This window comes from Streptomyces sp. NPDC102437 (assembly GCF_044765565.1).
Taxonomy (GTDB): domain Bacteria; phylum Actinomycetota; class Actinomycetes; order Streptomycetales; family Streptomycetaceae; genus Streptomyces.
Genome location: NZ_JBIWKI010000002.1, coordinates 165,942 through 184,315 on the forward strand (window position 1 = coordinate 165,942; position 18,374 = coordinate 184,315).

An 18,374-nucleotide genomic window follows, 5' to 3' on the forward strand; every position below is an offset into this window, starting at 1 on the left:
GCAGCTTTTATTGCGCAACAAATATTGCGCAAGTTTTCTTTTCTATCTACGGTCGGGGCATGGCAAGCAAGGAATCACGCCGGGTCTCGGACCTGGAGACCCTGAAGGCGTTCGGGCACCCCCTGCGGATGCGGCTCTACCGGGCGCTCTACATCGCCCGCAAGGCCACCGCCTCCCAACTGGCCGACCAGGTCGACGAGGCGGTCTCGCTCGTCAGCTACCACCTGCGCAAGCTCGCCGACCACGGCCTGATCGAGGAGGCCGAGCAGCAGGGCGCGGACGCCCGTGAACGCTGGTGGCAGCCCGCCTCGGACGGGCTGAGCTTCCACGACGAGGACTTCAGCGACGCCCCCGAGCTGGTCGCCACGCACGCCGCCGTCGGCCGGCTCTCCTTCGACCAGCACATCGAGCTCTACCGCCGCTACCTCGACTCGGTCCAGTCCTGGGCCCCCGAGTGGCGCAGTGCCTCCTTCTCCTCCGAGTACCTGCCCCGCCTCACCGCCGAGGAGCTCGCCGCGTTCTCCCGCGAGATGCACGAGCTGATCGACCGCTACCAGGAGGCCGGCCGCGCTCGCGAGGAGGCCGGCGACGCGCAGGGGCGCGAACAGGTCGCCCTGCACGTGTACGGATTCCCGTTCCGGACCTGAACCGGCCACCCGAGGAGGACGAGCCATGACCGTCACCGTCACGCCCCCGCAAGGCGCCGAACGCCCCGCCCACCGCGACGCCAACGTCCTGCGCTGGCTCGGCGCCTACACCGCCTCGATGATCGGCGACAGCGTCTACTACATGGCGCTCGCCTGGGCCGCCACCCGCTCCGGCAGCCCCACCCAGACCGGGCTCGTCCTCGCCGTCGGCTCCATACCCCGGGCCGTGCTGATGCTCGGCGGGGGAGTGCTCGCCGACCGGATCGGACCGCGCCGCGTCGTCATCGGCAGCGACGCCGCCCGCTGCCTGGTCGTCCTCGGCCTGGCCGGCGCGCTGCTGCTCACCTCGCCCGCGCTGTGGATGCTGATCGCCGTCGCGCTCGTCTTCGGCGTGGTCGACGCCCTCTTCCTGCCCGCCGTCGGCGCGCTGCCGCCCCGGATCACCGCCGCCGGAGAGCTGGCCCGGGTCCAGGGCATGCGCGGACTGGCCACCCGTACCGCCAATGTCGTCGGCGCCCCGCTCGGCGGCGTCGCGGTGGCCCTCGGCGGGCCGACGCTCGCCTTCGCCGCGGCCGGAGTCCTCTTCGCCGTGTCGCTGCCCCTGCTGCTGTCGCTGCGGATGACCTCGCTGCCCGACCGGGAGGGCGCCGAACCCTCCGGCACCGCCTGGCACGACCTGGCCGACGGGCTGCGTCACATCCGCCGCCACCCGGTCCTCGGACCGCTGGTGCTGGTCGTCGCCGTCAGCGAGCTGGGCTTCGTCGGGCCGCTCAACCTCGGAATGATCCTGCTCGCCCAGGAGCGTGACTGGGGCGCCTCCGGCATGGGCTGGGTCATCGCCGCGTTCGGGGTCGGCGCGGGTGCGTCGGCACTGCTGCTCGCCGTGCGCGGCCGGGTGCCGCGCGCCGGGCTGGTGATGTGCCTGGCGGTACTGCTCGGCGCGGTCGCCATCGGCGCCCTGGCCTACATGCCCTCGGTGGCCCTCGCCGGGGCCGTGGCCTTCTGCGTCGGGCTCTTCGCCGGCCTCGGCGGCTCCCTGCTGGGCGCACTGATCCAGACCGTCACCGAACCCGCCTACCTCGGCCGGGTCACCTCGGTCTCGACCCTGTTCACCCACGCGATCGCCCCGCTCAGCTACCCGGTCACGGGAGCCGCCGTCGCGACGTGGGGGACCGGCCCGGTCTTCGTCGCCGGCGCCGTGGTGTGCGCCTTCGGAGCGGTGACGGGGCTGGCCATCGCCGGGCTGCGCCGCGGGGAACTCCCGCGCTGACCCCGGACGCCCTACATCCCGAGCTCCGCCGTGTGCAGCCGGTCCACCGCCTCCTTGTCGCCTTCCAGGCCCACCACGGCCGCGTCCTGCCGCCCGAACGCGAAGAGCAGCAGCTCGCCCGGCTCGCCGGTCACCGTCACCACCGGGGTCCCCTTGTGCGCCACCGCCGTCTGGCCGTCCGGGCGGCGCAGCACCAGACCCACCGGGGACCTGCGGCCCAGCAGCCGGGCCGTCCGCTCGGCACGCGACCACAGCACATCGGCGAACACCGGGTCCAGCTCCCGCCGCGACCAGTCCGGCTGGGCCCGGCGGACATCCTCCGCGTGGATGTAGAACTCGACGGTGTTGGCGGCCTCGTCCACCTGCTTGACGGCGTACGGGGAGAATCTCGGCGGTCCCGTACGGATCAGCTGGATCAGCTCCTCGTACGGCTTCGCGGCGAACTCGGCCTGCACCCGTTCGAGCCGGTTCCGCAACGCGCCCAGCAGGATCCCGCCCGCCGCGTCCGGCCTGCGCTCCCGGACCACCACATGGGCGGCCAGGTCCCGGGTCGTCCAGCCGTGGCACAGGGTCGGGGCCTCCGGTCCCGCCGCCTCCAACAGGTCGGCGAGCAGAAGTCGTTCACGCTTCGCATGGGTCGACATGGTCGCCAGCGTACGACCGACGCACCCGGTCCGCCCAGTGGACGCCGCACCAGAACGCCGCCGCGGCCACGGCACAATGGGCGCATGACCAGCGCGCCCACGCCCAGCACCCCGCCGCCGTCCAGCAACCTCGACCCGGCCATCGCGGCCCGGCTCAAGCGGGGTGCCGACGGACTCGTCCCGGCCATCGCCCAGCAGTACGACACCGGCGAGGTGCTGATGCTCGGCTGGATGGACGACGAGGCCCTGCACCGCACCCTCACCACCGGCCGCTGCACCTACTGGTCCCGCAGCCGCCAGGAGTACTGGGTCAAGGGCGACACCTCGGGCCACATCCAGCGGGTCAAGTCCGTCGCCCTCGACTGCGACGCCGACACCGTCCTCGTCCGGGTCGACCAGACGGGTGCCGCCTGCCACACCGGCGACCGCACCTGCTTCGACGCCGACGTCCTCCCGCTCGCGCAGTAAAGGGCCAGCCGCCATGGATCTCGACACCTTCCGCAAACTTGCCGTCGACCGGCGCGTCATCCCCGTCAGCCGCAGGCTCCTCGCGGACGGCGACACCCCGGTCGGGCTCTACCGCAAACTCGCGGGCGAGCGCACCGGCACCTTCCTCCTGGAGTCCGCGGAGAACGGCCGCACCTGGTCGCGCTACTCCTTCATCGGGGTACGCAGCGCCGCCACCCTCACCGCACGCGACGGACAGGCCCACTGGCTGGGCGTCCCGCCCGTCGGCGTCCCCGTCGACGGCGACCCGCTTCAGGCCCTGCGCGCCACCATCGAGACCCTGCACACCCCGCACGACGTGGTCGTCGACGACGCACTGCCCCCGTTCACCGGCGGCATGGTCGGCTACCTCGGCTACGACATCGTGCGCCGCCTGGAGAAGATCGGCGACAGCGCCGAGGACGACCTGCACGTCCCCGAACTGACGATGCTGCTCACCTCCGACCTGGCGGTGCTCGACCACTGGGACGGCAGCGTCCTGCTGATCGCCAACGCGATCAACCACAACGACCTCACGACCGGCGTCGACGAGGCGTACGCGGACGCCGTCGCGCGCCTGGACGCCATGGAAAGGGACCTCTCCCGCCCCGTCGAGAACATCCCCGCCGCCCTCCCGCCGTCCGAGCTGCCTCCGTACACCGCACTGTGGGGCGGCGAGGCGTACCAGGACGCCGTCGAGGACGTGAAGGAACGCATCAGAGCCGGCGAGGCCTTCCAGGTCGTCCCCTCCCAGCGCTTCGAAACCCCGTGCACGGCAAGCGCGCTGGACGTCTACCGGGTGCTGCGCGCCACCAACCCGTCGCCGTACATGTACCTCTTCCGGTTCGACGGCTTCGACGTCGCAGGATCCAGCCCGGAGGCCCTGGTCAAGGTCGAGGACGGCCGCGCGATGGTCCACCCGATCGCCGGCACCAGGCACCGCGGCGCCACCCCGCAGGAGGACCAGGCGCTCGCCGAGGAACTCCTCGCCGACCCGAAGGAACGCGCCGAGCACCTGATGCTGGTCGACCTCGGCCGCAACGACCTGGGGCGGGTCTGCGCACCCGGCACCGTCGAGGTCGTCGACTTCATGTCGATCGAGCGGTACTCGCACGTGATGCACATCGTCTCCACCGTCACCGGCCAGGTCGCCGAGGGCCGCACCGCCTTCGACGTCCTCACCGCCTGCTTCCCCGCCGGCACCCTCTCCGGCGCCCCCAAGCCCCGCGCGATGCAGATCATCGAGGAGCTCGAACCGACCCGCCGCGGACTGTACGGAGGCTGCGTCGGCTACCTCGACTTCGCCGGGGACTCCGACACCGCCATCGCCATCCGCACCGCCCTGCTCCGCGACGGCACCGCGTACGTCCAGGCCGGAGCGGGCGTCGTCGCCGACTCCGACCCGGTTGCCGAGGACACCGAATGCCGCAACAAGGCCGCGGCGGTGCTCCGCGCGGTGCATACGGCCAACCGGCTCCACACGCGCTGAGGCGGTAGGGGATAGTGGGGTATGTGAGTGCTGTTCCCGTACCCCAGCCCCGTGCCCGAGCCGCCACCGCGTCCGGCGGCGCGGGAAACCGCCGCAGCCTGGCCGCCGGCCTGCTCCTCGGGGCGGTGGGTGCCGCCGTCGTCCTGCTCGCCTCCGGCCAGACCTGGGCCGAGGGCGAGGCGTCCGTCGGCGGCGGCGCGCTGCCCCTGACCGCCGACGGCCAGGACGTCACCGGCCTCCCGGCGGCCCTCGCCATCGTCGGTCTGGCCGCCCTCGTGGCCGTCTTCGCGGTCCGCCGGACCGGCCGGCTGCTCGTCGCCGGGCTCCTCGCCCTCAGCGGCCTCGGCGCGGGGCTGAGCGCCTGCCTCGGCGCCTTCGACCGCGCGGCGCTCGACGAGAAGGCGGCGCAGACGACCGGCGACACCTCGGCGACCATCGACGCGCTCACCCACACCGCGTGGCCTTACGTCACCGCCGCCGGCGGCCTGCTGATCCTGCTCGCCGGGCTGCTCGCCCTGCGCTACGGAAAGCTCTGGCCCACCATGTCGGGACGGTACGAACGGGACGGCACCCCCCGCCCGCGCAAGGCCGCCCGCACCGCCCCCGACCCGGACCGGCCCGAGGACCTCTGGAAGGCCCTGGACCGCGGTGAGGACCCGACGCGCGAGACGTGACCCCCAGCTCACGTCCTACCCGCACGTACGGGACAATGAAGCCGAGCTTCCAGCACGGCGGCACCAACAGCTTTGCGTACAGCGATACCCACAGCGCATCACCAACAAGGAGCAACTCATGGCGGGCAGCAGCCACGGACACACCCCGGCCGCCTGGACCGGTGTCATCATCTCCTTCATCGGCTTCTGCGTCGCCGGCGTCTTCATGGTCGCGGCCAACGTCGTCGGCTTCTGGGCCGGAATCGCCGTCGTCCTCGTCGGCGGCATCGTCGGCCTCGCGATGAAGGCAGCGGGCCTCGGCATGCCGAAGGAGTCCGCGGAGATGGCCCAGGCACGGGCCCGCGCCGCACAGGCCCAGATCTCCTGACACCACGCGGCACCCGTCGCGCACGAGGCGCAGCCCGGTCCGGGCTGCGCCTTTCCGCGTCAACGGGGACAATCACCGGGTGGACGCATCGCCTACCCCCGCCGCCGCAGCGCCGGCCCCGGCCTCCGGGCCCGCTCCCGGCCACCCGCACCCGCCGGTCTTCCCCCCGGCCCCCGTACCCGCCTCGCGCGTGCGGCGGCTGGCCGTACCGGCGGGCGTGCTGGCCGTCGTCGTCGGGGCGTTCGGCTACGTCGGTGCCGTCGACCCCAACCAGCCCGGCCACTACCCGGTCTGCCCGCTGCTCCGTTTCACCGGGCTCTACTGTCCGGGCTGCGGCGGACTGCGCAGCGCCCACGCCGTCGCGCACGGCGACATCGCCGCCGCCCTCGGCTCCAACGCGCTCGCGGTGGCCGGCTACGCGGTCTTCGCCGTCCTCTGGGCCCTCTGGGCGGTCCGCGCCTGGAGAGGCCGGCCCATGAGCATCGCGGCGAAGCCCGTCGTCTGGTGGGGGATCGGGGCCGTACTGCTGGCCTTCTCGGTGGTACGGAACCTTCCGTTCGGTTCGGCCCTGGCGCCCTGAGCGCCCAGGTAGTGGGACATCCGCCGGCCGGATTCGGGCCGAAAGCCCACCTGCGGATAGCATTGATATGGCTGATCCTGATCTGCTGTTCACCTCATCACCGTTCCGGAAGGGGGCCGCTCGCGTGAGTGTGCTCGACGAGATCATCGACGGCGTACGCGCCGACCTCGCGGAGCGGCAGGCGCGTGTCAGCCTCGACGAGCTGAAGGAACGCGCCGCGCGCGCTCCGGGGGCCAAGGACGGGGTCGCCGCCCTGCGCGGCGAGGGCGTCACCGTCATCTGCGAGGTCAAGCGGTCCAGCCCCTCCAAGGGGGCCCTGGCCGCGATCGCCGACCCGGCCGCGCTCGCCGCGGACTACGAGGCGGGCGGCGCGTCCGTCATCTCGGTCCTCACCGAGGAGCGCCGCTTCGGCGGTTCGCTCGCCGACCTGGAGGCCGTCCGCGCCAAGGTCGACATCCCGGTCCTGCGCAAGGACTTCATCGTCACCTCGTACCAGCTCTGGGAGGCCCGCGCCTACGGCGCCGACCTCGCCCTGCTGATCGTCGCGGCCCTCGACCAGGAGGCCCTGGTCTCCCTGATCGAGCGCGCCGAGTCCATCGGCCTGACGCCGCTGGTCGAGGTGCACGACGAGGAGGAGGTGGAGCGTGCCGTGGACGCCGGGGCGAAGATCATCGGTGTCAACGCGCGAAACCTGAAGGACCTCAAGGTCGACCGCTCCACCTTCGAGCGCGTCGCCCCCGAGATCCCCAACCACATCGTCAAGGTCGCCGAGTCCGGCGTCCGGGGCCCGCACGACCTGATCGCGTACGCCAACGCGGGCGCCGACGCGGTGCTCGTGGGCGAGTCGCTGGTCACCGGCCGCGACCCGCGGGCCGCCGTCGCAGACCTGGTCGCCGCCGGCGCCCACCCCGCCCTTCGGCACGGACGGAGCTGACCCGACCCGTGTCCGCCGAACGTCCCGCGTCCCGTCGCCGACGGGGTCTGCGCCCCACCGGAGCCACGGCCCGGGTCCCGCACGCGCCGCTGGCGCGCGGCTGCCGCCCCCGCGGCTGCCGCGCCCCCGCGCGCCGCGTGCACGGCCGACGGGTGCGGTACGTGATCGGCGACGAGCCCGGCCAGGTCAACGGCATGCGATGGCGCACGGGGACCGCGCTGTAGCGAGCCCCGGCCGACGTACCCGCACCACTCCCGTCGTACGTACGACCGCACCGCCCGACCGCTCAACGGTCGCGGTGGCGCTCCGCTCATGGCGCATACGGTGAATCCACCCATTGCGATGTCGAGGAGCACGTCGGATGTCATCTGACTTCTTCATTCCGGACCCGGAGGGTCTGATCCCCAGCGCCGAGGGGTACTTCGGTGCGTTCGGCGGCAAGTTCATCCCGGAGGCGCTCGTCGCCGCCGTGGACGAGGTCGCCGTCGAGTACGACAAGGCCAAGCACGACCCGGCCTTCGCCGCCGAGCTCAACGAGCTCATGGTCAACTACACCGGTCGGCCCAGCGCGCTGACCGAGGTTCCGCGCTTCGCGGAGCACGCGGGCGGCGCCCGGATCTTCCTCAAGCGCGAGGACCTCAACCACACCGGCTCGCACAAGATCAACAACGTGCTGGGCCAGGCGCTGCTCACCAGGCGCATGGGCAAGACCCGGGTCATCGCCGAGACCGGCGCAGGCCAGCACGGCGTCGCCACCGCGACCGCCTGCGCGCTCTTCGGCCTCGAATGCACCATCTACATGGGCGAGATCGACACCGAGCGGCAGGCGCTGAACGTGGCGCGGATGCGGATGCTCGGCGCCGAGGTCATCGCCGTGAAGTCCGGCTCCAGGACCCTGAAGGACGCCATCAACGAGGCGTTCCGGGACTGGGTCGCCAACGTGGACCGCACGCACTACCTCTTCGGCACCGTCGCGGGACCGCACCCCTTCCCGGCCATGGTCCGTGACTTCCACCGGGTCATCGGCGTCGAGGCCCGCCGCCAGATCCTGGAGCGCACCGGCAGGCTGCCGGACGCCGCCATCGCCTGCGTCGGCGGCGGCTCCAACGCCATCGGGCTCTTCCACGCCTTCATCCCGGACGCGCACGTCCGGCTCATCGGCTGCGAGCCCGCCGGGCACGGTGTGGAGACCGGCGAGCACGCGGCGACCCTGACCGCGGGCGAGCCCGGCATCCTGCACGGCTCGCGCAGCTACGTCCTCCAGGACGACGAGGGCCAGATCACCGAGCCGTACTCCATCTCGGCCGGTCTGGACTACCCGGGCATCGGCCCGGAGCACTCGTACCTCAAGGACATCGGCCGCGGCGAGTACCGCGCGGTCACCGACGACGCGGCCATGCAGTCGCTGCGCCTGCTCTCCCGCACCGAAGGGATCATCCCGGCCATCGAGAGCGCCCACGCGCTGGCCGGGGCCCTGGAGGTCGGCAAGGAGCTCGGAAAGGACGGGCTGCTCGTGGTCAACCTGTCCGGCCGCGGCGACAAGGACATGGACACGGCAGCCCGCTACTTCGGGCTGTACGACGGAACCGACGGTGTCGTCGAGGCCGATGTGGCCGACGGGGAAGAGGAGATCACCAAGTGAGCGGCAACGTGGAGCTGCTGAGCTCCGCCCTCGCACAGGCGAAGGCGGAGAACCGGGCCGCCCTCATCGCGTACCTCCCGGCCGGGTTCCCGACCGTCGACGGCGGGATCGAGGCCGTGAAGGCGGTCATGGCGGGCGGCGCCGACATCGTCGAGGTGGGGCTGCCGCACAGCGACCCGGTGCTCGACGGACCGGTCATCCAGACCGCCGACGACATCGCCCTGCGCGGCGGGGTGAAGATCGCCGACGTGATGCGCACCGTCCGAGAGGCGCACGAGGCGACCGGTGTCCCGATCCTCGTCATGACGTACTGGAACCCGATCGACCGGTACGGCGTCGAGCGCTTCACCGCGGAGCTCGCCGAGGCGGGCGGCGCCGGGTGCATCCTGCCCGACCTGCCGGTCCAGGAGTCCGAGCTGTGGCGCGAGCACGCCGACAAGCACGGTCTGGCGACCGTCTTCGTCGTCGCGCCGAGCAGCAAGGACGAGCGCCTCGCCACCATCACCGCGGCCGGCTCCGGCTTCGTCTACGCGGCCTCGCTGATGGGCGTCACCGGAACCCGCGCCTCGGTCGGCGAGCAGGCCCAGGAGCTGGTCCTGCGCACCCGTGCCACCACTCGGCTGCCGGTCTGCGTCGGCCTGGGCGTCTCCAACGCCGAGCAGGCCGCCGAGGTCGCGGGCTTCGCCGACGGGGTGATCGTCGGCTCCGCCTTCGTCAAGGCCATCCTGGACGCCCCCGACGAGGCGGCCGGCCTGGCCGCAGTACGCTCCCTGGCGGGCGAACTCGCCGAAGGCGTTCGAAAGCGGTGAACCGGGTGTAACCCGAACGGGTGGACCTGGACCGGGGAGGCACGCACGTGCCTCCCCGGTTCGTTGCTGCGGGTGTGAGCGAGAAGAACGAACAAGGAAAAAGGGCCGCGCGAGACCGGCTCGTACAGCAGCGTGAGCGCCAGCGGGCGAGCGAGCGCCGCAGGCGCACGCTGATCGTCACCAGCGCGGTGGTGGGCGTGCTGGCGCTGGCCGCCGTCGTCGGGGTGATCGCCGCGAATTCGGGCGGCGGCAAGGGCGAGGCTTCGGGCCCCGCGGTCGCACCGTCCGGCGCGACCGGGAAGGACAGCCTGGTCATCCAGGTCGGTGCGGACGGCGCCCCGTCCACGCTCACCGTCTGGGAGGATTTCCGCTGCCCGGTCTGCGCCCAGTTCGAGGCCGCCTTCCGCGACCCGATCCACCAGCTGGAGAACAGCGGACAGTTCAAGGTCGAGTACCACCTCGCCACGATCATCGACGGCAATCTCGGCGGCAGCGGCTCGCTGCGGGCGGCCAACGCGGCGGCCTGCGCACAGGACGCGGGCGAGTTCTCCGCATACCACGACGTGCTCTACCGCAACCAGCCGCAGGAGACCGTCGATGCCTTCGGCGACAACGACAAGCTGATCGAGCTCTCGGGGAAGGTCCCCGGGCTCGACACGCCCGATTTCCGCAGCTGTGTGAATGACGGCACGCACGACGGCTGGGTCAAGAAGTCCAACACGGCGTTCCAGAACGGCGGATTCGAGGGCACACCGACCGTGCTGCTCAACGGGGAATCGATCTTCCCGAAGAAGGGGAACGAGCCGATCACCGTGGCGAACCTGAAGAAGTGGGTGGCCGAGGCCAACAAGGGCAAGAAGCCGGCCGCTGCCACCCCCGCCCCGTCGGGTTCCTGACCGCTCCCCGGGCGGGGTCCGGCAAGGGGGAATCGATGACTTGCCCGTTACCCAGAAGTTGTCGGGTGGGTTGCCGAACGCCCCACCCGGCAAGGTAGCGTCGACCTTGCCATGGACCTTGCCTATATTCCCAGCCCGTCGACCGGCGTGATCAATCTCGGCCCGATCCCGCTCCGCGGCTACGCGTTCTGCATCATCATCGGTGTCTTCGTCGCCGTCTGGTTCGGCAACAAGCGCTGGGTCGCCCGGGGAGGCAGATCCGGCACCGTTGCCGACATCGCCGTCTGGGCCGTGCCCTTCGGCCTGGTCGGCGGACGGCTCTACCACGTCATCACCGACTACCAGCTGTACTTCAGCGAGGGTGAGAACTGGGTAGACGCCTTCAAGATCTGGCAGGGCGGCCTCGGCATCTGGGGCGCTATCGCCCTCGGGGCCGTGGGCGCCTGGATCGGCTGCCGCCGCCGCGGGATCCCGCTGCCCGCCTGGGCCGACGCGCTGGCCCCCGGCATCGCCCTGGCCCAGGCCTGCGGCCGCTGGGGCAACTGGTTCAACCAGGAGCTGTACGGCAAGGAGACCGACCTGCCGTGGGCGCTGAAGATCAGCGAGGGCCCCAACCGGGTCGCCGGAACCTACCACCCGACGTTCCTCTACGAGTCGCTGTGGTGCATCGGCGTCGCCCTGCTGGTGATCTGGGCGGACCGCCGCTTCAAGCTCGGACACGGCCGGGTGTTCGCCCTGTACGTCGCCGCGTACTGCGCGGGGCGGGCCTGGATCGAGTACATGCGGGTCGACGAGGCGCACCACATCCTGGGCCTGCGCCTGAACGTGTGGACCGCACTGATCGTGTTCGTGCTGGCCGTGGCGTACATGGTGATCTCGGCGAAGCTGCGGCCGGGGCGCGAGGAGACCGTGGAGCCGGGCGCCGCGGAGGAAGCGGCCGAGGCGGCGAAGACCGGTGACGCCGAGGGCGTCGAGAGCGCCGAGGCCGACGCGGATTCCGAGAGCGCCGAGGATTCCAAGGACGACACAGCAGCCAAGGAGGACGTGGCAGCCAAGACCGACGCGGGTCCCAAGAGCGACGCGGACTCCGAGAGCGCCGAGGCCGCCGTCACGACTCTGGAGAAGAGCGACACCGCGGAAGCGGCCAAGAACGGCTGAGCCGTGTGAACCCCGTTCGTGGGGCCCCGGACCGCCGGTCCGGGGCCCCACGCATGTGGTCTCACTCGTCGGCCAGCGCCAGCGTCCGGCGGGCAGAGGCCACCACCGCCGCGTCGACGAACCGGCCGTCCGGCAGCGCCAGCGCACCCTCGTCCGCCACGGCCGCGGCCACGATCTCCGCCGCCGCCTCGATCTCCTGCGGCGTCGGGCGGAACGCCCGCTCGATCACCGGGAGCTGGCGGGGATGGATCGCCGCCCGTCCCAGGAAGCCCAGCGCCCGGCCGTGCGCGCAGGACGCCCACAGACCGTCCAGGTCCCGGACGTCCGGGAACACCGACTGGGCGGGCGGGGAGAGCCCGGCCGCGCGGGCGGCGACCACCACCCGGCTGCGCGACCAGTCGAGCCCGGCGTCGTCCCGTACCCCCAGATCGGCGCGCAGGTCCGCCTCGCCGAGGGCGATGGAACGCACCTGGGGGTGGGAGGCGGCCACCGAGTACGCGTGCTCGATGCCGAGCGCCGACTCCAGCAGCGGACAGAGCGCGACCCCCGGTGCCACGGCCGCGATGTGATGGACGGACGCCGCATGCGTGATCTTGGGCAGCCGCAGCTCGGCGAGCCCCGGCAGCCCGGCCAGGGCGAGCACGTCCCCCTCGGTGTGGACCCGGACGTGGACCGGCACGGCCGTGTCCCCGGCCGCTTCGGAGAGCAGCTCGGCGGTGGCCGACAGCGCGTACTCCTTGCGGTCCGGCGCGACCGCGTCCTCCAGATCCACGATCACCACGTCCGCGCCCGAATCCCGCGCCTTGCGCACCACCTCCGGCCGGTCTCCGGGGACGTACAGCCAGGTGAGCGGGACCGCCGTCGTCACAGGACGCGCTCCGCCCGCAGGGCCGCGATCTCCGGGCCCGACAGGCCCAGTGCGGTGAGGATCTCCTCGGTGTCCGCGCCGTGCGGCCGGCCCGCCCAGCGGATCGCGCCCGGTGTCGCGGAGAGCCGGAACAGCACGTTCTGCATGCGCAGCGGGCCCAGCTCCGGGTCGTCGACCTCGGTGACGGAGTCCAGCGCCCGGTACTGCGGGTCCTCCAGCACGTCCTGGACGTCGTGGATCGGCGCGATGGCCGCCTCCGCCTTCTCGAAGGCCGAGACCGCTTCCTCCCTGGTGTGCCGGGCGATCCAGTTGCCGACGGCCTCGTCGAGCTCGTCGGCGTGCTCGGCGCGGGTGATGCCGGTGGCGAACCAGGGCTCGTCGATCAGTTCGGCCCGGCCGACCAGGCGCATCACCCGTTCGGCGATCGACTGCGCGGAGGTGGAGACCGCGACCCAGTGCCCGTCCGAGGTGCGGTAGGTGTTGCGCGGGGCGTTGTTGCGGGAGCGGTTGCCGGTGCGCGGCTGTACGTAGCCGAGCTGGTCGTACCAGATGGGCTGCGGGCCGAGCACGGTCAGGATCGGCTCGATGATCGCCATGTCGACGATCTGCCCCAGGCCCGTGCGCTCCCGCCCGGCGAGCGCGGCCATCACGGCGTACGCGGTGGCCAGCGCCGCGATCGAGTCGGCGAGCCCGAACGGCGGCAGCGTGGGCGGCCCGTCCGGCTCCCCGGTGATCGCGGCGAATCCGCTCATCGCCTCGGCCAGGGTGCCGAAGCCGGGCCGGTGCGCGTACGGGCCGAACTGTCCGAACCCGGTGACCCTGACCAGGACCAGACGCGGGTTGACCGCGTGCAGCTCCGCCCAGCCCAGGCCCCAGCGCTCCAGTGTCCCCGGCCGGAAGTTCTCGATGATCACATCGGTCTCGGCGGCCAGCCTGAGCAGGATGTCCCGGCCGTCGGGGGTGGACAGGTCGAGGGTCAGATTGCGCTTGTTGCGGCCGAGCAGCTTCCACCACAGGCCGACGCCGTCCTTCGTGGGGCCGTGCCCGCGCGAGGGGTCGGGCCTGCGCGGATGCTCGACCTTGATCACCTCGGCGCCGAAGTCGCCGAGCATGGTGGCGGAGAGCGGACCGGCGAAGAGCGTGGCGAGGTCGACGACCCGCAGCCCGGTCAGGGGGGCCTGCGCCGGCGCGTTCACGCGGCGTCGATCTCGGTGCGGTACGGCATGGAGGTCGAGGCGCCCGGCCGCTGTACGCAGAGCGCGGCGGCCGCCGATGCCCAGGCCAGTGCCTGGGGTACGGGCCGCCGCTCGCCGAGCGCGACGGCGAGCGTGCCGACGAAGGTGTCGCCCGCCCCCGTGGTGTCGACGGCGGTGACCTCGGGCGCGGGGAGGACGACGGGTTCGCCGCCCCGGGCCGCGTACAGGCAGCCCTTCGAGCCCAGCGTGATGACGACCGCGGGCACCTGGCTGAGCAGGTACCGCGCCGCCGCATGGGGGTCGGTGAAGCCGGAGAGCTCGGCCGCCTCGTGCTCATTGGGGATCAACAGGTCGACGCAGTCGAGGAGTTCGGATGGAAGCGGCTGGACGGGGGAGGGGGTGAGGATGGTCCGGACGCCCTGGGCATGGGCCACCCGGGCGCCCTCGATCACCGCGGACAGCGGCAGCTCCAGCTGGAGCAGCAGCAGATCGGCTTCGGCGATGGCGGCCATCTCGCCGGGACCGATGGCGGTGACGGTGCCGTTGGCGCCGGGGATCACCACGATGGAGTTGGCGCCCGTGTCGTCCACGACGATGTGCGCGGTGCCGCTGGGGCCCTCGGCGGTGTGCAGCAGATCGGTGTCGATGCCCGCGTGCTCCAGGCCGGCCCGGAGCACAGCGCCGTACTCGTCGTCGCCCACCGCGCCGATCATCATCACCTCGCCGCCCGCGCGGGCGGCGGCGACGGCCTGGTTGGCGCCCTTGCCGCCCGGGACGGTGCGGAATTCCCGTCCGGTGACGGTCTCGCCGCGCTCCGGGGCCCGTTCGACGTATGCGACGAGGTCCATATTGGTGCTGCCTAGCACCGCGATGCCGGTCATGGGCACAGTGCCTCCTTGTGGGTGAGCCGGTGGGTCTGTTCGGCGAGTTCGTCGAAGCCGATGGCGTCGAAACCGGGGACGGACGAGGCGAGCCGGTTCTTCAGCGGGGTGGTCCAGCGGTCGGGCAGCATCGAAGGTGCCCCGGCCAGCAGCCCGGCGAGCGAACCGGCGGTCGCACCGTTGGAGTCGGTGTCCCAGCCGCCCGAAACGGCCCGGCAGATGGAGAGCGAGAAGTCGCCGTCGCCATGGGTGAGGGCGGCGGCGAGCAGCGCGGCGTTGGGCAGCACATGGACCCAGTGGTACCTGCCGTACTCGGCGTGCAGCCGGTCGGCCACCGCGTCGAAGCAGGCGCTGCCGCGGGCCGCCGCGACACCGAAGCGCACCGCCTGCGCGAGTCGCGAACGCGGCGGTACGACGCGCAGCCCGGCGGCCAGGCACCCGTGCACATCGCTGCTGCCCCCGGCCGCCTCGGCGAGCGCCGCGGCGGTGAACATCGCCCCGTACACCCCGTTGGCGGTGTGGCTGAGCACGGCGTCCCGATGGGCCTGTTCCGCCGCGGCCGCCGGGTCGCCCGGATGGGTCCAGCCGTGCACATCGGCCCGGATCTGCGCGCCGATCCACTCCCGGAACGGGTTGTGGTACCCGGCGGTGTGCGGGGGCTCGATGCCGTCCAGCAGATTGCGGTACGCGACCCGCTCGGCGGTGAAGGTCCGGCCGGCCGGGAGCTCGTCGAGCCAGAGCCTCGCGAGGTCCCCGGTGGTGAAGGACGGCCCGTATCGCTGGAGCAACAGCACCGTGAGCAAGGGATAGTTGAGATCGTCGTCCTCGGGCATGCCGTCGATGTTCTCGGCCAGCGAGTTGGGTGCGGAGCGACGGTTCCAGGGGTAGGTGGCGGCCAGCGGGGCGGGCAGGTTCCGCGCGGTGAACCAGGTGGTGAGCGGCCAGTTGCCGGTGGCGCGGGCCAGGGCGCGGATGCCGTTCAGCGGCAGCTTCTCGACCGGCTTGCCGAGCAGGCAGCCGGCCGCCCGGCCCAGCCAGGCGGCGTGCAGCCGGTCCAGGCCCACCGGCGGAGCGTCGGTGCGGGGCGTCGGCCAGTCGGGGCACGCGGCCCGGATCGCGGCCAGGTCCGTCGGCTCGTCGATCCCCGACGGCGGTTCCAGCAGGGCGAGTTCATCGAGCAGCCGCTCGGCGAGCACGCGCAGCTCCGGCGCAGGCTGGTTGGAGGCGCCCGCGCGCTCCGGGGCCGGGGCGCCGCCCGCCTCGTACCACCGGCGTGCGATGTCCCGCGCGTCCCGTCCGTCCTCGGCCGCCTGGCGCAGTTCGTGCCCGACGAGGTCCTCGGGCTGCACCCATGTCACCCGTACGGTCATGGCGTACCCACCAGCGCGGCGAACGCCGACTCGTGCGCGCGACGCCGGGCGGTGTCCCGTACGAACACCTCGCGGGCGACGTCCGCCAGGGTCCGGGCGGGGGCGTGCAGATCGAGGCGGCTGGCCCCGGCGACCGTATTCACCCAGTCGGCGGGGATCGCCCGCTCGCCATGGAGCGCCCCGGCGACGGCGCCGCCCATCGTGGCGATCGAGTCGCAGTCCCGGCCGTAGTTGACCGAGCCGAGGACCGTGTGCCGGTAGTCGCCGTCCGCGACGAGCAACATTCCGAGCGCGATCGGCAGCTCCTCGATGGCGTGCAGCCGGGACGGGCGGCGGGCGCCGAGGGACGGAGCGCGGTAGTCCGGGCCGACGGTGTCGAAGGGGGCGACGGCGGTGCGCAGCGGGGTCAGCGCCGATTCGAAGTCGCTGTGTCCGGAGGCCGCTTCGCACACCGCCTCGATCGCCGAGCGGGTGCCGTCCTTGGCGAGCGCAAGGCAGGTGTCGACGACGCTCGTGGGGGTCGCGCCCGGGGTGCAGGCGGCGGCGACGGCCGCGGCGAAGACCCCGGCCGCCTCCCTTCCGTAGCTCGACTGGTGGGCGCCGGCGACATCCAGCGCCTCGGCGTACGCGGCCTCGGGGTGGGCGGCGTTGACCAGGCCGACCGGGGCCATGTACATCGCCGCACCGCAGTTGACGATGTTGCCGTTGCCCGCCTCGCGCGGATCGACATGGGCGTAGTGCAGCCGGGCGACGATCCACTTCTCGGCGAGGAAGATCCGCTGGAGCGGCAGCGCCTCGGCCTCCAGCTCCGGGATCCAGCGAGGGCTTGAGATCAGCTCGGGCACGAGGTGACCGGCGACCGCGTAGGCATCGAGATGGTCGCGCACGGTGCCGTAGACCCGTACCAGCGCATGGGTCATCAAGGTGTCGTCGGTGACGTGCCCGTCGCCCTTGTGGTACGGGGCGATGGGGCGCGCGGTGCGCCAGTTCTCGCCGTCCCACGGGCCCACGACGCCGTCGATCCGCCCGCCGTGGCGGGCCGCGATCTGCTCGGGGGACCGGCCCTCCACCGGACCGCCGAGCGCGTCGCCGACGGCGGCGCCGACGAGAGCGCCGGCGATCCGTTCATCGAGTGTGAGTGTCGTGGGTCCGGCCTCGGACAGCGAGGGCATCGTGGATGTCATGTCCGAATTGTCCACCCGGGGGCTTCGGTTCCGTGTCTGCCAGCAGCCCGGCGAGTTCGATGAGATCGGTCCCCGCGAGACGGGGCAGCGCGCAGCCTGCGAGGGTGCGGCAGGCCTCCCGCCAGCCGTCCGGGACGGCGCCGATCCCGCCGAGCGCACCGGTCAGCGCGCCGGCCAGGGCGGGCGCCGAGTCGGCCACCCGGGACAGGCAGGCGGCGGCGGGAACGGCCTGGGCGATCTGGCCCCGGGCGGCGGTGGCCAGGGCGAGGGCGACCGGGACCGTCTCGGCGGCGGCGATCCCGTAGCTGTAGACGTGGTCGACGATCTGATGCTCCAGTACGGGTACGAGGGCGAAGGCGCCTGCCGCCTCCCCGACGAAGTCTCGGGCGATCCGGACGGCGTGGGCGGCGTTGCGGGCGATCTCGGTGCCTTCGGGGAGCTGGGCGAGCGCGGCGTTCACCGCGGTGTCCACGTCCGCCCCGCCCAGCGCCTCGGCGATCGCCGCGGCCATCGCGCGGGCACCGTGCACCCCGTCGCCGTCCTGGGTGTAGCGGGCGTCGAACTCGGCGAGGCCGGCGGCGGCCCCGGGGTCCGCGGGGTGGGCGACGGCGAGCACGGCGGCCCGTACGCAGGCCGCGTCGTCGAAGTAGTGCGGGTTGTCGTGGCCGGTGGCGGGCGGGCGCAGCCCGGCGGCGAGATTGCCGAGCCCGGCCCGTACCGAGATCCGGGCGCGCAGCGGGAGCACCGCGGATTCGACCTCGGGGGCACGGGCGGCGGCTGCGGCGACCTCGGCGGCCAGGGCGTTCCACGCGACATCGATGGCGGCCCGCATCCGGCGTTCGGGGGCGAGCCCGTGCAGTGGGCCGGCCGCCGATGTGAGCAGGGTCCCGGCGGCGAAGGCCGCCCATTCGGCGTCGTCGGAGGGCCCCAGCCGCAGCGGTTCGGGCGGCTGGTTGAGCGCGATGGGTACGGGCAGCGTGGTGGTGGCGTTCTGCTCGGCGAAGGTGTCGAGCTCCCGGGTGAGCCGCCGGGTCCACTCGGGCATCCTGGCGGCCCGGTGCCGGGCGGCGGGCCATCCGGCGGCGTCCCCGGAGGCCAGACCGAGCAACAGCCCCTCGATCCGGGCCCGGTGCGCGATCGCGGGACGGGTGCGGGTGCGGGTGCGGGTCGCTCGGGAGGCGGAGGAAGGAGTGGCGGGAGTGGCGGGAGCGGTGGAGATGCGGGAGATGTTGTGCGGGGGCGGTGCGCCGGCCGTCGTACGCGGATTCTCCCCGGGTTC

The 18,374-nt window shown here is 72.9% G+C and carries 20 protein-coding genes; 13 read left to right on the forward strand and 7 right to left on the reverse strand.

What is annotated here, in order from left to right; translation table 11 throughout:
• Positions 1 to 59 precede the first annotated feature (59 nt).
• Both ACIRJP_RS04060 and ACIRJP_RS04065 read left to right on the forward strand, forming a co-directional pair.
• Entirely contained in the window at positions 60 to 647 is a 588-nt protein-coding gene (locus ACIRJP_RS04060; RefSeq protein WP_404167899.1) for a winged helix-turn-helix domain-containing protein, read from the forward strand.
• 25 nt (positions 648 to 672) lie between these two features.
• Complete coding sequence (locus ACIRJP_RS04065) at positions 673 to 1,917, forward strand: MFS transporter (protein WP_404167901.1); 1,245 nt, start codon at positions 673 to 675, stop codon at positions 1,915 to 1,917.
• Positions 1,918 to 1,928: 11 nt separating this feature from the next.
• Here ACIRJP_RS04065 and ACIRJP_RS04070 read toward each other — a convergent pair whose 3' ends face one another.
• Complete coding sequence (locus ACIRJP_RS04070) at positions 1,929 to 2,561, reverse strand: TIGR03085 family metal-binding protein (protein ID WP_404167903.1); 633 nt, start codon at positions 2,559 to 2,561, stop codon at positions 1,929 to 1,931.
• A gap of 84 nt (positions 2,562 to 2,645) precedes the next feature.
• On the opposite strand from ACIRJP_RS04070, the gene hisI reads away from it, so the two are divergent.
• From hisI to lgt, 11 genes are all read left to right on the forward strand, one after another.
• Entirely contained in the window at positions 2,646 to 3,029 is a 384-nt protein-coding gene (hisI, locus tag ACIRJP_RS04075; protein ID WP_404167905.1) for a phosphoribosyl-AMP cyclohydrolase, read from the forward strand.
• A complete protein-coding gene (locus tag ACIRJP_RS04080; RefSeq protein WP_404167907.1) occupies positions 2,965 to 4,536 on the forward strand; it encodes an anthranilate synthase component I in 1,572 nt (523 codons plus the stop codon). The genes hisI and ACIRJP_RS04080 overlap by 65 nt, the downstream gene beginning before the upstream one ends.
• Positions 4,537 to 4,550: 14 nt before the next feature.
• Complete coding sequence (locus tag ACIRJP_RS04085; RefSeq protein WP_404167909.1) at positions 4,551 to 5,210, forward strand: TIGR02234 family membrane protein; 660 nt, start codon at positions 4,551 to 4,553, stop codon at positions 5,208 to 5,210.
• Positions 5,211 to 5,328: 118 nt separating this feature from the next.
• The gene (locus ACIRJP_RS04090) at positions 5,329 to 5,577 is read left to right on the forward strand and encodes an HGxxPAAW family protein (RefSeq protein WP_404167911.1); all 249 of its coding nucleotides are present in this window, start codon (positions 5,329 to 5,331) and stop codon (positions 5,575 to 5,577) included.
• A 79-nt stretch (positions 5,578 to 5,656) separates the two neighbouring features.
• On the forward strand, positions 5,657 to 6,157 hold the full coding sequence (locus ACIRJP_RS04095; RefSeq protein WP_404167913.1) for a DUF2752 domain-containing protein: 501 nt from the start codon (positions 5,657 to 5,659) through the stop codon (positions 6,155 to 6,157).
• Between the two features lie 124 nt (positions 6,158 to 6,281).
• Complete coding sequence (trpC, locus tag ACIRJP_RS04100; RefSeq protein WP_356080202.1) at positions 6,282 to 7,091, forward strand: indole-3-glycerol phosphate synthase TrpC; 810 nt, start codon at positions 6,282 to 6,284, stop codon at positions 7,089 to 7,091.
• Positions 7,092 to 7,099: 8 nt separating this feature from the next.
• Entirely contained in the window at positions 7,100 to 7,315 is a 216-nt protein-coding gene (trpM, locus tag ACIRJP_RS04105) for a tryptophan biosynthesis modulator TrpM (RefSeq protein ID WP_373302390.1), read from the forward strand.
• A gap of 137 nt (positions 7,316 to 7,452) precedes the next feature.
• Entirely contained in the window at positions 7,453 to 8,733 is a 1,281-nt protein-coding gene (gene trpB, locus ACIRJP_RS04110; protein ID WP_404167916.1) for a tryptophan synthase subunit beta, read from the forward strand.
• Positions 8,730 to 9,542: a tryptophan synthase subunit alpha gene (trpA, locus tag ACIRJP_RS04115; protein WP_404167918.1), complete on the forward strand. Its 813-nt coding sequence runs from the start codon at positions 8,730 to 8,732 to the stop codon at positions 9,540 to 9,542. The genes trpB and trpA overlap by 4 nt, the downstream gene beginning before the upstream one ends.
• Before the next feature lie 74 nt (positions 9,543 to 9,616).
• On the forward strand, positions 9,617 to 10,438 hold the full coding sequence (locus ACIRJP_RS04120; RefSeq protein WP_404167920.1) for a DsbA family protein: 822 nt from the start codon (positions 9,617 to 9,619) through the stop codon (positions 10,436 to 10,438).
• A 111-nt stretch (positions 10,439 to 10,549) separates the two neighbouring features.
• On the forward strand, positions 10,550 to 11,596 hold the full coding sequence (gene lgt, locus ACIRJP_RS04125; protein WP_404167922.1) for a prolipoprotein diacylglyceryl transferase: 1,047 nt from the start codon (positions 10,550 to 10,552) through the stop codon (positions 11,594 to 11,596).
• A gap of 61 nt (positions 11,597 to 11,657) precedes the next feature.
• On the opposite strand, the gene ACIRJP_RS04130 is transcribed toward lgt, so the two are convergent.
• From ACIRJP_RS04130 to ACIRJP_RS04155, 6 genes are read right to left on the reverse strand one after another with little or no spacing between them, the layout of a single operon-like run.
• Entirely contained in the window at positions 11,658 to 12,464 is an 807-nt protein-coding gene (locus ACIRJP_RS04130; protein ID WP_404167924.1) for an HpcH/HpaI aldolase/citrate lyase family protein, read from the reverse strand.
• Complete coding sequence (locus tag ACIRJP_RS04135; protein ID WP_404167926.1) at positions 12,461 to 13,660, reverse strand: CaiB/BaiF CoA transferase family protein; 1,200 nt, start codon at positions 13,658 to 13,660, stop codon at positions 12,461 to 12,463. The genes ACIRJP_RS04130 and ACIRJP_RS04135 overlap by 4 nt, the downstream gene beginning before the upstream one ends.
• Positions 13,657 to 14,541: a ribokinase gene (rbsK, locus tag ACIRJP_RS04140; RefSeq protein WP_404167928.1), complete on the reverse strand. Its 885-nt coding sequence runs from the start codon at positions 14,539 to 14,541 to the stop codon at positions 13,657 to 13,659. Before rbsK ends, ACIRJP_RS04135 begins: the two co-directional genes overlap by 4 nt.
• The gene (locus ACIRJP_RS04145; protein ID WP_404167930.1) at positions 14,538 to 15,911 is read right to left on the reverse strand and encodes an ADP-ribosylglycohydrolase family protein; all 1,374 of its coding nucleotides are present in this window, start codon (positions 15,909 to 15,911) and stop codon (positions 14,538 to 14,540) included. The genes rbsK and ACIRJP_RS04145 overlap by 4 nt, the downstream gene beginning before the upstream one ends.
• Entirely contained in the window at positions 15,908 to 17,095 is a 1,188-nt protein-coding gene (locus tag ACIRJP_RS04150; protein WP_404167932.1) for an ADP-ribosylglycohydrolase family protein, read from the reverse strand. The genes ACIRJP_RS04145 and ACIRJP_RS04150 overlap by 4 nt, the downstream gene beginning before the upstream one ends.
• On the reverse strand, positions 17,037 to 18,314 hold the full coding sequence (locus ACIRJP_RS04155) for an ADP-ribosylglycohydrolase family protein (protein WP_404168205.1): 1,278 nt from the start codon (positions 18,312 to 18,314) through the stop codon (positions 17,037 to 17,039). Before ACIRJP_RS04155 ends, ACIRJP_RS04150 begins: the two co-directional genes overlap by 59 nt.
• Positions 18,315 to 18,374: the final 60 nt, after the last annotated feature.

What these genes read in the sequence shown, in the direction of transcription:
- ACIRJP_RS04060 (WP_404167899.1), top strand. Translation starts at nt 60, where the DNA reads ATGGCAAGCAAGGAATCACGCCGGGTCTCGGACCTGGAGACCCTGAAG.
- ACIRJP_RS04065 (WP_404167901.1), top strand. Translation starts at nt 673, where the DNA reads ATGACCGTCACCGTCACGCCCCCGCAAGGCGCCGAACGCCCCGCCCAC.
- ACIRJP_RS04070 (WP_404167903.1), bottom strand. Translation starts at nt 2,561, where the DNA reads ATGTCGACCCATGCGAAGCGTGAACGACTTCTGCTCGCCGACCTGTTG.
- hisI (WP_404167905.1), top strand. Translation starts at nt 2,646, where the DNA reads ATGACCAGCGCGCCCACGCCCAGCACCCCGCCGCCGTCCAGCAACCTC.
- ACIRJP_RS04090 (WP_404167911.1), top strand. Translation starts at nt 5,329, where the DNA reads ATGGCGGGCAGCAGCCACGGACACACCCCGGCCGCCTGGACCGGTGTC.
- trpB (WP_404167916.1), top strand. Translation starts at nt 7,453, where the DNA reads ATGTCATCTGACTTCTTCATTCCGGACCCGGAGGGTCTGATCCCCAGC.
- lgt (WP_404167922.1), top strand. Translation starts at nt 10,550, where the DNA reads ATGGACCTTGCCTATATTCCCAGCCCGTCGACCGGCGTGATCAATCTC.
- rbsK (WP_404167928.1), bottom strand. Translation starts at nt 14,541, where the DNA reads ATGACCGGCATCGCGGTGCTAGGCAGCACCAATATGGACCTCGTCGCA.
- ACIRJP_RS04145 (WP_404167930.1), bottom strand. Translation starts at nt 15,911, where the DNA reads ATGACCGTACGGGTGACATGGGTGCAGCCCGAGGACCTCGTCGGGCAC.
- ACIRJP_RS04150 (WP_404167932.1), bottom strand. Translation starts at nt 17,095, where the DNA reads ATGACATCCACGATGCCCTCGCTGTCCGAGGCCGGACCCACGACACTC.